Origin of the sequence: Vibrio ziniensis, assembly GCF_011064285.1 — a bacterium.
In the GTDB taxonomy this organism is placed as follows: domain Bacteria; phylum Pseudomonadota; class Gammaproteobacteria; order Enterobacterales; family Vibrionaceae; genus Vibrio; species Vibrio ziniensis.
Genome location: NZ_CP049331.1, coordinates 3108332 through 3122220 on the forward strand (window position 1 = coordinate 3108332; position 13889 = coordinate 3122220).

A 13889-nucleotide genomic window follows, 5' to 3' on the forward strand; every position below is an offset into this window, starting at 1 on the left:
TGCCGAGCACGGTTATTTTACACAATTTCACAAAAAAGTAATCAATCGACTACACAAAGTCGAGATGGAGTTAACAGTGAGCGTAAAAATTCATTATCAAAACACGCATTTCATTACCAGTGCACCAGACATTCGCCATCTTCCAGCTGACGAAGGTATCGAAATTGCGTTTGCAGGACGCTCAAACGCTGGCAAATCTAGTTCTCTCAACCGATTAACCAATCAGAAGAACCTAGCGAAAACCAGTAAAACCCCAGGACGAACTCAATTAATTAACTTGTTTAAAGTGACCGAAGGTTGCCACATTGTTGACTTACCAGGCTATGGATTTGCCCAAGTTCCGCTCGAGATGAAGAAGAAGTGGCAACAATCGTTGGGTGAGTATCTGCAAAAGCGTCAATGCCTCAAAGGACTCGTCGTTCTGATGGATATCCGCCATCCGATGAAAGACCTCGACCAACAACTGATCGTGTGGGCTGTGGAGTGTGGTATCCCTGTTCAGGTGTTACTGACTAAAGCAGACAAACTAAAGAGCGGCGCTCGTAAAGCTCAAATTCTGAAAATCCGTAATGATGCAAAAGAGTTTGGCGGCGAAGTGAGTGTTGATGGTTTCTCATCATTAAGCGGTATTGGTGTCGACATTCTGCGCGCCAAACTTGATACGTGGTTTGCGCCAGCCCTAGCTGAACAACTTGTAGAAGAAGTGTTTGAAGACGAGCAACAAGATTCAGAACAAGAATAAATAACAAGCGTTTAATCAGATTCAAATCAGCCCTGCCATTTGTTGGTAGGGCTTTTTTATGCTTTATACCATCCTAGATAAAAATATGATCAGACTGAGCATCGGTAGAACAGCGAATGGGCGTCAAACGCACACGCGCATTCATTCGTCCCTGAAGCTCCGCCGAGCCATCCATGGCTCGGAGGGTTTGCTTATTGACGCCCATTCACTGATCAGGAAATTTTCCAGAATGGTATTAGATTTGGTCATAGTTAAAAATAGCAGAAATAAAAATCCCCACCTAAGTGGGGAAACGGAGAGAGTCTAAGATATTCATTATTATTATGTGGCTTAGAATTCATCAATCCTCTATCAAATACAATATAGCTTGATCACGAAAACTACCTTCCGCCTCGCATACCTTTCTATATTATTGTTTTTCAGTTAGTTACGTTTTCATTAATAGAATTATTGCTCTAAAAATAAGTGCATCTAATGCTGATATAAAATTACAGAACTGACATTAGGATTCATAAAACAGAGAGCCATCAGTGGGCACTACAGCGCGAAAAATATCAAAGATGTTTGAAACAAGATGGGAGATTTTGCAGGAGAAATTTTTTTCTAGCGCACAAGAAAAAACGCCCCAGTCAAAAGGAGACTGGGGCGGCTGAATCAGCCTAATCCAATAACGTGAAACAAAAGGTCTGAAAGATAGAACATCTTACCTCTGTACCCTACGGAAGTTAATGTACAACAATTGGTCAGAAATGAAAACCGTTTTTGTAATTTTTTTTCATTAACTTTTTATTAAGCAACATAAACGCTTGAATTGCGTTTATTTTTTTACGGATAAAAATAAAGCCAGCAATTGTGCGCTGGCTCGTATTTATCTCGTTTACAGGGCAGAACGGTGTGATTAGTGTGCCTGATCCCAGTTGTCACCATGCCCTGCTTCAGCAACCAGTGGCACTTGGAGAGAAGCCGCCGACTCCATCAATTCTCGTACTTTACTTTCAATTTCGGATAAAGCCGTCTCTTCCACTTCAAACACCAGTTCATCGTGTACTTGCATCAGCAATTTAACGCGACCAGCGCCCTCTTCACGGATCCATTTATCAACAGACAACATCGCTTTCTTAATGATGTCAGCAGCCGTACCTTGCATCGGTGCGTTAATCGCCGCACGCTCCGCCGCTTTGCGACGCATAGCATTACGAGAAGTGATTTCCGGTAAATGAAGGCGACGACCAAAGATGGTTTCTACATATCCCTGCTCAGAAGCGGCACTACGTGTATCTTCCATGTACTGCATGACGCCAGGGTAACGCTCAAAGTATTTATCCATATAGGTTTGTGCTTCACCACGAGGAATACCGAGCTGTTTAGCCAAACCAAAGGCGCTCATACCGTAGATCAAACCGAAGTTAACCGCTTTCGCTCGGCGACGCTGTTCGCTGGTCACCTGGTCGATGCGGATCCCTAAGATCTCTGCAGCGGTAGCAGCGTGGATATCTTTACCTTGTTGGAACGCTTCCAATAACGCTTTGTCACCCGACAGATGCGCCATGATACGCAGTTCGATTTGCGAGTAGTCGACGGCCATGATTTTCCAACCATGTGGAGCAATGAACGCTTGGCGAATGCGGCGTCCTTCCTCGTTACGAATTGGAATGTTCTGTAAGTTAGGATCGGTGGAAGACAAACGACCAGTCGCAGTCACTGCCTGATGATAAGACGTATGTACACGACCAGTCGTCGGGTTGATCATCTTTGGCAGCTTATCGGTGTAAGTCGATTTCAGCTTAGCCAAACCACGATATTCCAAAATCACAGCCGGTAGCGGGTAATCCAATGCCAGCTCTTGCAGCACTTCTTCGTTGGTTGATGGCGTGCCAGAAGGCGTTTTCTTCACAACCGGCAATTTCATTTGCTCGAAAAAAATAGTTTGTAGCTGTTTTGGCGAACTGAGGTTGAACTCTTGACCTGCAATTTCAAACGCTTTCTTCTCTAGCTCATCAAGGCGTAGAGCGATTTCTTGTGACTGAGAACCAAGCAGCATGTCATTAATCAACACGCCCGTACGTTCAATACGTGAAATCACAGGCACCAGTGGCATCTCGATATCACGGTAGATAGGAAGCAGCTTTTCATCTTGCTCAATCAGTTTCCATAAACGATTGTGTAGACGCAGAGTGACATCCGCATCTTCAGCGGCATAGGGTGCCGCTTGCTCTAAATCGATCTGGTTGAACGTTAGTTGATTTTTGCCTTTGCCCGCCACTTGTTCAAACGAGATACAGCTATGCTGCATAAAGCGCAGTGCCAGGCTGTCCATATCGTGCTTTCCGCCCACGCTGTTATAAACGTAAGACGCCAGCATAGTGTCATGCGCAATTCCGCGCATTTCAATACCATAACGAGCAAGTACGCTCGCATCGTATTTTAGGTTCTGGCCAACTTTATGTTTCGACTCATCTTCTAAAATCGGTTTTAGTTGTTCTAGTACCCAGTCACGGCTTAGCTGCTGTGGTGCATCCAGATAATCGTGAGCAACAGGAACATATGCCGCCTCGCCTTCTGCTACCGCAAAAGAGACGCCGACTAAGTTTGCCACCATGTAATCTAGGCTGTCGGTTTCTGTATCAAAAGCAAACAGCTCTGAAGATTGCAGCTTATCCAGCCACACATTGAAAGTGTCTTGGTCAAGAATGGTTTGATATTGGCTACGGTCGATTTTCACCGCAGAGGTATCAGCTTCAGGAGCAGAAGCAGTTGCAGAACCAACAGATGCGGTATCACCGCTTTTCTCTACCGCTTCAACGACACCTGTACCACCTTCTAGCAGCTCAGATAACCAAGATTTGAATGCCATTTTGCCGTACAGTTCAATCAGAGCATCGCGATCTGGAGTTTGCTTGTGTAGCGATTCAGGTGTGTTTTCTAACTCAACATCGAGCTTAATGGTTGCCAGCTTATAAGACATATACGCATTGTCGCGGTTGTCTTCGAGTTTTTGTGCCATGGTCTTAGAGCCACGGAAACCCAAGTCTGCAATCTTATCTAAGTTCTCATAGAGAGCATCCAGACCACCGATGCCTTGCAACAACGCCGTCGCCGTTTTATCACCGACACCCGGTACACCCGGAATGTTATCGACTTTATCGCCCATCAGCGCGAGGTAGTCGATAATCAGTTCCGGCGGAATACCAAACTTTTCAATCACGCCATCTCTGTCCATCACCACATTAGTCATGGTGTTGATGAGCGTAACGTTATCATCCACCAACTGAGCCATATCTTTATCACCAGTACTAATAAGTACCGGCATGCCTGCTTGTGAAGCCTGATACGCCAATGTGCCGATAACGTCATCCGCTTCTACACCTTCAATAGAAAGAAGTGGTAAACCCATCGCTCGGATAATGTTGTGTAGTGGTTCAATCTGGCAGCGCAAATCATCCGGCATTGGCGGACGATGCGCTTTATATTCAGGGAACATTTCATCACGGAACGTTTTGCCTTTGGCATCAAAAATAACGGCAATACGATCAGAAGCAAATTGACGCATCATAGAACGAACCATATTCACTACGCCGTAAACAGCGTTAGTTGGAATATCTCCATTACTCATGGTGCCTGGATAAGCGTGGAATGCGCGATATAAATAAGAAGAACCGTCGATCAAAATTAACGGGTTATCAGGAATGCGAGCCATAGTGTTGCTAGTCCAATGAGAAACAATTGGCGACTAGGATGCCACGACTGTGTTCAGGATTCTATGCTACCTTGCAAGCTCAACTTCACTCTTTCGTTTAATTACTCATCAACATGCAAATAATTCTGTGGATAACTCTGTTCATAGATTTTATCCACTGGTTATTAACCATTAAAAAACAGTTACCAAACAACAATTAACATATTGTTTTATAATTAAAAAATAAAAGATCTAACTTTTAAAACACGATCATTCCCCGATCATCAATTGTGGAAAAGACACTCGGTGTCCTTTTAGTCACCTTGGGATCTAGATCCAAAATGAATGATGAATTTTCATACACTGACACAGAAATCTTACATTTGAGGATTTTTCTGACGGTGGAAAATCTCGTTCATTACCGGATTGAAAAACTTGTCGCTATACATCATCAGCAAAACAGAAAAATATAGGATCGCAAAGCCACCCGTGAATAACGGTGGATAACACCAGCCTAGATAAAAATATGGTCAGACTGAGCATCGGCATCGGTAGAACAGCGAATGGGCATAAAAAAAGCGACATCGTTTGATGTCGCCTAGCGATATAAGGTCAGCCTGAATTACAACGTTCAGCACTACCATAAAGCTTAAAAATTACACTGGAAGCAATGTGAGCAATGTCGTGTCAAAAAGAACAGGTTCGTTCGTTTGGTTGCTCATTCACTGCTTATCCAAAAATTCAAAAAAGCAGGTCGTTCACATCCTTATGAAATTCACTCATTCCCTAAGACAAAGTTAATAATAATGATTCTCATTTAACTGTCAACACCCAAATGAGAAAAAATCTCATTTATTTTTTAACTGCTTCACAAAGTGAATACGACTTTCCAATAAAGGCTCATAGGGTTCAAAGCTTTCAATCAGGTAATGATTTCTCAATAGCAGCCTCAACATAGCAGGAAACTGATTACGAGATTTCACTTTAAGCTGTTGATATTTCTTATCAATCACCCACTTTTCCTGTTCGTCGAGTAACTTTTGAGCCAATCCCATATTGCGTGCTTTAGGGGAAACGCCACCAAACCAGCTGTAGAAGGTCTCAGAATCCAACTCATAGCCGATTTTAAATCCCAAAATTTTGCCTTGCTGCTCCGCGACCAAAATTAAATGACGCTTACCATCCAATCGCTGTGCCAAACTTTGTTCGTTTTCCTTAACAATGAACTCTTCAATTTCAGTCACAACCTTAACGACTTCAGACAAACTGCCTTCGCGTATCTTCATTAATGTTTCCTTAAATTGAGTTCAAAAAGAAAAGGCTGGTCAAATGCCAGCCTTTAGTCACAAATCTTTACAGCTTCCCTTTTGAACGGGAAATATTCTCCTCCCCTTTTCAAGGGGAGGCTGGGTGGGGTTGCTTTCACCGCACTTAATTAACACTGCAATGATGAATAAGTTCAGTGGACTTCAACCCCCTCTAACTCCCCCTCATCTGAGGGGGAGAACCAAAAGAACAATGCTTTATCTATTTGTGGCGAAGAGACAGGGTTAATGGTCCACCTTTAGTGACTTGTTCGTCTTCTGGTTTATTTTAGAAACTGAGCGGCTTGCGCATTTTCTTCTGCTAACCACTGAGCTACATCTTTTGCAAAGTAAGTCAAAATACCGTCTGCTCCTGCGCGCTTGAAGCACAGTAGTGATTCCATCACTGTGTCTTTCTCTGATAACCAGCCATTGAGAATCGCGGCTTTGTGCATCGCGTATTCGCCAGATACTTGGTAAGCAAAAGTCGGAACTTGCAGCTCGGTCTTCACGCGGCGAACGATATCCAAATATGGCATACCCGGTTTAACCATCACCATATCTGCGCCTTCATTAACGTCCATCGCCACTTCGTGAATCGCTTCATCGCTATTAGCTGGGTCCATTTGGTAGTTTTTCTTGTTGCCACCTTTTAGGTTGCTCGCAGAGCCGACCGCATCACGGAAAGGACCGTAGTAACAAGAAGCGTATTTCGCAGAGTACGCCATGATTTGAGTATGGATGTAACCCGCTTCTTCCAGAGCTTCGCGAATTTTGCCAATTCGGCCGTCCATCATATCTGATGGCGCAACCACATCCGCGCCCGCTTGTGCGTGTGATAGAGCTTGCTTGATAAGAACTTCAGTAGTCTCATCGTTCATCACATAACCAGTGTCATCAATAATGCCGTCTTGACCGTGAGTGGTATATGGGTCGAGCGCCACATCAGTGATCACACCCATTTGCGGAACGTGTTCTTTGAGCAAGCGAACCGCACGCTGCACTAAACCGTCAGGATTGTATGCTTCCGCTGCGTCTAAACTTTTTGCATCTTGGTTAACCACTGGGAACAGAGCGATAGCAGGAACCCCAAGGTTTGCTAGATACTGTGCCTCTTCCAATAATAGATCGATAGACAGACGTTCAATTCCCGGCATAGATTCAATCGCTTCACGACGATCTTTGCCCATCAAAACAAACATTGGGTAAATCAGGTCATTTACCGAAAGCTTGTTTTCTGCCACTAGGCGACGAGAAAAATCGTGTTTACGTAAGCGGCGTAGACGACGACCAGGGAACTGGCCTTGGATGGATACTGACACTCTACTCTCCTTCTTGGTCTGTCTGATTCATAGGTTCAGACTTTATTTAATGTGTAGATGCCCCATTCACTAACATAGAAGGCGCTTATAAAAAAAGCACTGCGAGTGGAACAGGTTCTGGCGAAATCATATCACTCTCAAACTCTGGTGCTAGAGCCTTTAAGTAAAAATACAAAAAATGACCCGATGCTCACACTCACGTATACTGCCGACAAACAGAATTTACGAGACAACACCATGATTGATACCCATGCCCATATCTATGCCAGCGAATTTGACCAAGACAGAGATGACGTCGTTCAACGCGCTTTAGCACAAGGTATCAAGCAAATTTTGCTGCCAAACATCGATTTGGAATCCATTGAGCCTATGCTGGCAACAGAAGCCGCCTATCCTGAGATTTGCCGTTCTATGATGGGGCTTCATCCGTGCTATGTGGACGCCAACGTAAATCAGACTCTGGAAACCATTCGTGCATGGTTCGATAAACACAATTTCATCGCGGTTGGTGAAATAGGTATCGATCTTTACTGGGATAAAACCTACCGAGCAGAGCAAGAGATGGCATTTGTCACTCAGCTGAACTGGGCAAAAGAGATGGATCTACCAGTAGTGATTCATACTCGCGATTCAATTGAAGAAACCTTAACTCTGTTGCGTCAGGAGCAAGATGGTTCTCTGCGCGGCGTATTCCACTGTTTCGGTGGCAGTGTAGAAGAAGCCAAAGCGATCAACGATTTGGGCTTTCATCTTGGTTTAGGTGGTGTTTCTACCTTTAAAAACGGTGGTATGGATAAGGTAATTCCTTATTTGGATCTCAACTACGCAATTTTGGAAACCGACTGTCCTTACCTAGCACCGGCTCCCCATCGTGGTAAACGCAATGAACCTGCGTATACCCAACTCGTTGCTAAACGAGTCGCAGAACTTCGCGATATGACAATTGAAGAAGTCGACACTCTCACCACATTGAACGCCCAAAAGCTGTTCAATCTTTAGATAAAAATATGATCAGACTGAGCATAGGTAGAACAACGAATAGGCGTCAAACGCAAACGCGCTTTCATTCGTCCCTGAAGTTCCGCCGAGCCATCCATGGCTCGGAGGGTTTGCTTATCGACGCCTATTCACTGATCAGGAAATTATCCAGAATGGTATTAATCACCTTAAATTAATGTTCCTCCTCATAGCCGGTAATCATGGTTTTGATATGACTGGTGGGGGTTGGGCCTGTGGTAGTCATATAGACATGCCCAATCAGGAACACCACAAATAAGAACGCCACCAACAAATGCAATCCAGACAAAGCGCCCAATGGAATAACTTCAATTCCAAATGGATGAAGTAATAACAGCGCACCAGTTACCCAAATCAACGGTGCTAATATCAGCTTAAAGCCCAGATAGAAAAAGCGCTGCAATGGGTTGTGTTTACGTTCTGGGGTTGCTCTATACGGATGAGTTTGCCCGAGAAAAATACCGCGAATATAAAAACTGACCACGTCTGAAAGCTTGTCAGTGGTTGGAATATACTGCCGCCATTCACCCGTTGTGAAATGCCAGAAAATGGCAAACAACCACAGTACGATCAGTGTGACGGCGCACCATTCATGCCAGAACAACGCATCTTCGAAACCTAACCACTGGTAAGAGCCATGAATCTCAAATCCGGTCGCTATCATCGCGATAATGAGTAAGCTTTGCGCCCAATGCCAGAAGCGTTCGAAGCGTTTATAGACCATATGACGCATAACCTACTCCTTACCTTGTGGACGAGCAAAGAACCTTAGCAAACCGTGTAACGCAACACCGAGCACAGTCAAGGCGACCAACCACCACAAATACTGGCTGTTACCACCAAGAGCATCATCACGTCCGGGAATATAGAAACCAGCAATCTTCGCCATTCGTCCATCTTTACTGTGGCAGTCTTGGCACTCTAGTGCTTTTTCTGCAGGTGCAACCATATGGGTGATCGGGAAATGGTAGTCAGTGTCAACGAACGCCATCTCTCCACCAAACTCTAATCCTGTTGCTGCCATACCCGCCGTAGCAGCGGCTACCCAGTCATAAGACTTCCAATAAGCTGCGTCATCTTTGCCAAACAAGTGCGGCGTTATCATGAGCTGATTTTTCACATCGTAAGGCTGTTTACCTTTCATCACTTTAAACGGCCAAATACGTGTGCCCTCCTCACCACAAACGCCTTGTACTTTAGTCAGCTCAATTACACCATCAGCATTAGGCACAACCTTTTCACCGACAGTGGTGTAATCAATTTCGCCATTAAAGCAGGCATACTCAGGAATGACGTTTTTTTGCCAGACAAAGTCGCCTTTTTTCGGATCATAAAGTGGATTACCCCATTCATCCTTGGTCATTGGACGTTTCTTATCGCCCGCCGTTGACCAGTCCCAGAAGGTTTTCGTCGCTTTCTCACGGGCAAACTCAGGTATATGGCAAGTCTGGCAAGCGACATTTTCTGCATGCTGATTGAGGCGAACGGCTTCACGTGAACCTTGGTGAGGCGCTGCACTATGACAAGACTCACAAGTGGCACGGCTCATGTCAGTATGTCCGGGAATGTCGATACCAGAGGTATCTTTTGCATTCATCGAGTAGCGAGAACCCTGAGTAATGTGCGCACTGGTGGTATGGCAATCCTGACATTTCAAGTTTGCGCCATCTTTGGCGAGGTGGACATCGAGTTCAGGTGAAGCAGTGTTCAGGCTTGAATCCATATCGCCATGTTTTACGGCATCGCCACCACCACCGAAGAAATGGCAGCTACCACAGTTTTTCACCTCTGGCGTCGCCACGCTTTGGGCTGATTTCGCTAAATCCACCGCAGGTAATATTTTTCCAGAGCCCACAGGCCATTCAGTGTCGACGTAATTGGGATGACCCGCTGCAGTGGGAAACTTACGGTATTGACCAGATTGATCGTGGCAAACCAAACAGTCGATACTCTCTTGTTTAGTGAAGTCAAATTGATTGTCTTTCCAACCATACCCCGTGTGGCAACTGGTACAGCGAGGCTCGTTGGAAGCGGTTGAAATACAGAAGTTATTGACGACGTTTTTCTTGCCGTAAATCTCATCAGAACTGGTTTGTTTGTGCTCCCAAGTCCAATGCGTAGAAGCTTGAATTTGCTCACCCGCCTGAGTGTGGCATTCCAAACACGCTTTGGTGACTTCCTGAGCCTTGTGGAAAGGCCCATTCAACTGCTCAAAGGTTTTGTGATCTGCCGTTGACGCATGAACAAGTGATGTCATTGCCGCCAACAGCAGCAATAACCAATTCGAGAGGTGTCTAATATTTATAGTTTTCATTCCGAACATACCTTCCTGGTAGATTAGGATTCGCTTATATAATTAGACGAAAGTAATTTAATTGCGAAGGCAGATCGCAGCACAATTGTTTTAAATCAACTTATTGTTCAAAAAACAACCGACAAGCAACAAGATCGTAAAACTGTGATATTCACTGACTTTTGCTCAGACAAGGCTTATACCATCCTAGATAAAAATATGATCAGACTGAGCATCGGCGAGCAGCGAATGGTATTACAAAGGCAGAAAGCAGAAAGCAGAAAGCAGAAAAGGAGCCTAAGCTCCTTTTTTAAAATCATATCGAGAATGGATTGAAGGCTACTCTTCCAGCTCCTCTTCTTCCGCTTCTTTCTTGGTATAGAAACGAGCAAAGACCAATCCTACTTCAAACAGCAAGCACATAGGTACTGCCAGCAATGTCTGAGAAATCATATCTGGCGGTGTCAGTAGCATACCAACGATAAACGCTGCCACTATGATATACGGGCGCTTAGCTGCCAGAGACTTAGGAGTGGTTGCCCCCGTCCAACAAAGCAAACAAATAGCAACCGGCACTTCAAACGCGATACCAAACGCTAAAAACAGCGCTAAGACGAAATCAAGATAGCTGGCAATGTCGGTTGCAATTTCCACCCCACCTAATGCGATAGCGGTAAAGAAGCCAAATACCAGTGGGAAAACCACGAAATAAGCAAAGGCAACACCGCAATAAAACAGTAGCGAGCTAGAAAAGAGCAAAGGGAAAATTAAACGACGCTCGTGTTTATATAAGCCCGGAGCGACAAACGCCCATACCTGATACAGGATATAAGGGACAGACAGAAACACAGCAACAATCAACGTCAGCTTTAACGGCGTAAAGAATGGCGATGCAACATCCGTTGCGATCATCGTCGCACCTTCCGGCAGGCGATCGACCAATGGTTTGGAGACAAATTCGTAAATGTCACCGGAGAAATAGATCAAAGCGAGAAACACAACCAGTACGCCCGCAATGCTGTGCAATAAGCGGTTACGTAGCTCAAGAAGGTGGCTAATTAAAGGCTGTGTCTGTTCGACAGAAGACATTGGAACCTCATGTGACAGCTCATATAACTGAGATCATATAACAGAAAGTGAAGAGCCACAGGTGCTCTTCACTTGATCATTTACTCGGCTTTGTTGTCTGCCGATTTACGCTCTTCCTCAGTTGGCAGAGGCTGAGCTTGCGCAGTAGCATTGATTGATTGCGATGTATCTACCGCTTCTGCGACCGTTGCGGCTGGATTATCCGCTGTTTGCGTATGGTTCGATGCAGCATAAGGACGCTGAACATCTTGCGCCGCCTGCTTTAGCTTGTTGACGGATTCTTGCAACTCCGGGGAAAGATTCTTCATGCCCATTTGCTCTGCTTTGCGCAAGTTGTCTTGTAACTCTTGCACTTTCAGCTCATGAGCCAGTTCATCTTTCACACTGTTTGCCATGCTTTTCGCTGCACCAATAAACTTGGTCACACTACGAATAGCATGTGGCAAACGTTCAGGACCCAATACAACTAAAGCAACAACAGAAATTAATACCAGCTCCCAAAAACCGATATCGAACACTCTTTACGCCTGCTCTTTGTCTTTTTTGGTTTCAGTTGAAGCAGTTGTTTTTTGTTGCTCCAAGTTCTTTGGTTCAAAGTCAGCGTCTTTCTCTTCTGGCTTTTCATCTTCAGCCATCGCCTTTTTGAAACCTTTTACTGCACCACCTAAATCACCACCGATGCCACGTAATTTCTTTGTACCAAACAACAGAATTACGATCACAGCAATGATAAGAAGTTGCCAAATACTGATACCACCCATTATTTATCCCTCGGGGTTATTTACTAATAATGCTTTCAATAGTTTAACGTCTATTGACGATAAGCCCGCCAACTAAACAGCCAAAATGTGAAGCCTGCTATCGCACTCCCCACCGCTAGCTGCTCTAAGTGACTGGCGACCAGTATTGCCGAGCATACGACTAATGTGGCGCCAATACCAAATAAAAACTTGCCTGTAGACTGCTGACGCTTAGTTTCTCTATAGCCTTGGTAAAGCTTTTCAATGCGCTGATTCATCACTTTACCTTGACGCAAGCTATCGTAAAGCAGCTCTGGTAGTTCTGGCAATTTTTCTGCCCAAAATGGCGCTCGCTCTTTGACGGCGTTAATCACCGCCTGCGGTCCCACTTGGTTCATCATCCATTTTTCTAAGAATGGCTTCGCTGTCTGCCACAGGTCAAGCTGTGGATAAAGTTGGCGACCCAGCCCTTCAACATAAAGCAGGGTTTTCTGCAGCAATACTAACTGTGGCTGCACTTCCATATTAAATCGACGCGCGGTGTTGAACAGGTTCAACAGTACATGACCAAAAGAAATTTCGCACAGCGGTTTGGCAAAAATTGGCTCACAGACAATACGAATCGCAACTTCAAACTCGTCAATATTAGTGTCGTGAGGAACCCAGCCAGAATCAACATGTAGCTCAGCAACCTTGCGGTAGTCTCGGTTAAAGAAAGCCAAGAAGTTTTCCGCTAAGTAACGTTTATCTTCGCTGTTAAGCGTGCCGACGATGCCACAGTCCAAGCCAATCCACTGTGGATTTTCTGGATGTTCAGGGTTCACAAACACGTTGCCCGGATGCATGTCAGCATGGAAGAAGCTGTCGCGAAATACCTGAGTAAAAAATACGCTTACACCACGCTCAGCCAGCAACTTCATATTGGTGCCGTTGTCTCGCAGACGTTCTACATCAGAAACCTGAATGCCGTATATTCGCTCAGAAACCATGACAGTTTCATTACTCAAATCGCTAATAATTTCAGGAACGTACAGTTCATCACTGCCTTCAAAATTGCGACGCAGACGAATCGCGTTAGCCGCTTCTCTGCGCAGATCTAATTCATCAATCAGTGTTTTTTCGTATTCGCGCACCACTTCAACAGGCTTAAGACGCTTAGTCTCTGGAGTGGCTTTAGCAACAATACGCGCCATGCGATACATCAGCTTCAGATCGGCATCAATCACAGGGCGAATATCAGGGCGAATCACTTTTAGAACGATATCACGACCGTTCTCTTTCAGTTTGGCGGTATGCACCTGCGCAATCGAAGCCGATGCGAGCGGTTCGATAGCAAAATCGTCAAACCAAGTATCTAAACTTCCGCCTAACGCTTTTTCCATTTGCTGCTTAGCAAGATTGCCATCAAATGGCGCGACCTTATCTTGTAACAGCGCAAGTTGATCGGCGATATGTGGCGGGAACAGATCACGACGGGTCGACATCATCTGACCGAATTTAATCCACACTGGCCCTAGCTCTTGCAGCGCAAGACGCAGACGTTCACCTAGCGGTTTATCGCTATGCTTATTGCGAAGCCAAAACAGAGATTTGCGTAGCAGACGCGGCACTTTGGTAAGCTGATGATCAGGTAAAAATTCATCCAGCCCGTATTCGAGCTGAACTTTGATAATTCGATATAGGCGCTTAATTTCTGAAGGCGTCAT

General features: G+C 45.0%; 12 protein-coding genes. 2 read left to right on the forward strand and 10 right to left on the reverse strand.

Features of this window, described 5'->3' with window-relative positions:
* Positions 1 to 76 precede the first annotated feature (76 nt).
* On the forward strand, positions 77 to 742 hold the full coding sequence (gene yihA / locus G5S32_RS14420) for a ribosome biogenesis GTP-binding protein YihA/YsxC (RefSeq protein ID WP_165312610.1): 666 nt from the start codon (positions 77 to 79) through the stop codon (positions 740 to 742).
* A 654-nt stretch (positions 743 to 1396) separates the two neighbouring features.
* On the opposite strand, the gene spfP is transcribed toward yihA, so the two are convergent.
* From spfP to hemB, 4 genes are all read right to left on the reverse strand, one after another.
* Positions 1397 to 1444, reverse strand: coding sequence for a small protein SpfP (gene spfP / locus G5S32_RS21765; protein ID WP_438356636.1), 48 nt, complete (start codon positions 1442 to 1444; stop codon positions 1397 to 1399).
* 196 nt (positions 1445 to 1640) lie between these two features.
* Complete coding sequence (gene polA, locus G5S32_RS14425; RefSeq protein ID WP_165312611.1) at positions 1641 to 4439, reverse strand: DNA polymerase I; 2799 nt, start codon at positions 4437 to 4439, stop codon at positions 1641 to 1643.
* 827 nt (positions 4440 to 5266) lie between these two features.
* Positions 5267 to 5704, reverse strand: a complete 438-nt coding sequence (locus tag G5S32_RS14430; RefSeq protein ID WP_165312612.1) for a GNAT family N-acetyltransferase — start codon at positions 5702 to 5704, stop codon at positions 5267 to 5269.
* Between the two features lie 302 nt (positions 5705 to 6006).
* Positions 6007 to 7044, reverse strand: coding sequence for a porphobilinogen synthase (gene hemB, locus G5S32_RS14435; protein WP_165312613.1), 1038 nt, complete (start codon positions 7042 to 7044; stop codon positions 6007 to 6009).
* A gap of 237 nt (positions 7045 to 7281) precedes the next feature.
* Between hemB and G5S32_RS14440 the strand changes: the two genes are divergently transcribed.
* Entirely contained in the window at positions 7282 to 8043 is a 762-nt protein-coding gene (locus G5S32_RS14440) for a TatD family hydrolase (protein WP_165312817.1), read from the forward strand.
* A 172-nt stretch (positions 8044 to 8215) separates the two neighbouring features.
* Here the strand turns inward: G5S32_RS14440 and G5S32_RS14445 are convergent, their stop codons facing one another.
* From G5S32_RS14445 to ubiB, 6 genes are all read right to left on the reverse strand, one after another.
* A complete protein-coding gene (locus G5S32_RS14445) occupies positions 8216 to 8794 on the reverse strand; it encodes a cytochrome b/b6 domain-containing protein (RefSeq protein WP_165312614.1) in 579 nt (192 codons plus the stop codon).
* A gap of 3 nt (positions 8795 to 8797) precedes the next feature.
* Positions 8798 to 10375, reverse strand: a complete 1578-nt coding sequence (locus G5S32_RS14450; RefSeq protein ID WP_165312615.1) for a tetrathionate reductase family octaheme c-type cytochrome — start codon at positions 10373 to 10375, stop codon at positions 8798 to 8800.
* Between the two features lie 318 nt (positions 10376 to 10693).
* Positions 10694 to 11443 carry a twin-arginine translocase subunit TatC gene (gene tatC / locus G5S32_RS14455; RefSeq protein ID WP_165312616.1) on the reverse strand — a complete coding sequence of 250 codons (750 nt, stop codon included), beginning with the start codon at positions 11441 to 11443 and terminating at the stop codon, positions 10694 to 10696.
* A gap of 80 nt (positions 11444 to 11523) precedes the next feature.
* Positions 11524 to 11961, reverse strand: coding sequence for a Sec-independent protein translocase protein TatB (tatB, locus tag G5S32_RS14460; protein WP_165312617.1), 438 nt, complete (start codon positions 11959 to 11961; stop codon positions 11524 to 11526).
* A gap of 3 nt (positions 11962 to 11964) precedes the next feature.
* On the reverse strand, positions 11965 to 12204 hold the full coding sequence (gene tatA / locus G5S32_RS14465) for a Sec-independent protein translocase subunit TatA (RefSeq protein WP_165312618.1): 240 nt from the start codon (positions 12202 to 12204) through the stop codon (positions 11965 to 11967).
* A 50-nt stretch (positions 12205 to 12254) separates the two neighbouring features.
* Positions 12255 to 13889, reverse strand: coding sequence for a ubiquinone biosynthesis regulatory protein kinase UbiB (ubiB, locus tag G5S32_RS14470; RefSeq protein WP_165312619.1), 1635 nt, complete (start codon positions 13887 to 13889; stop codon positions 12255 to 12257).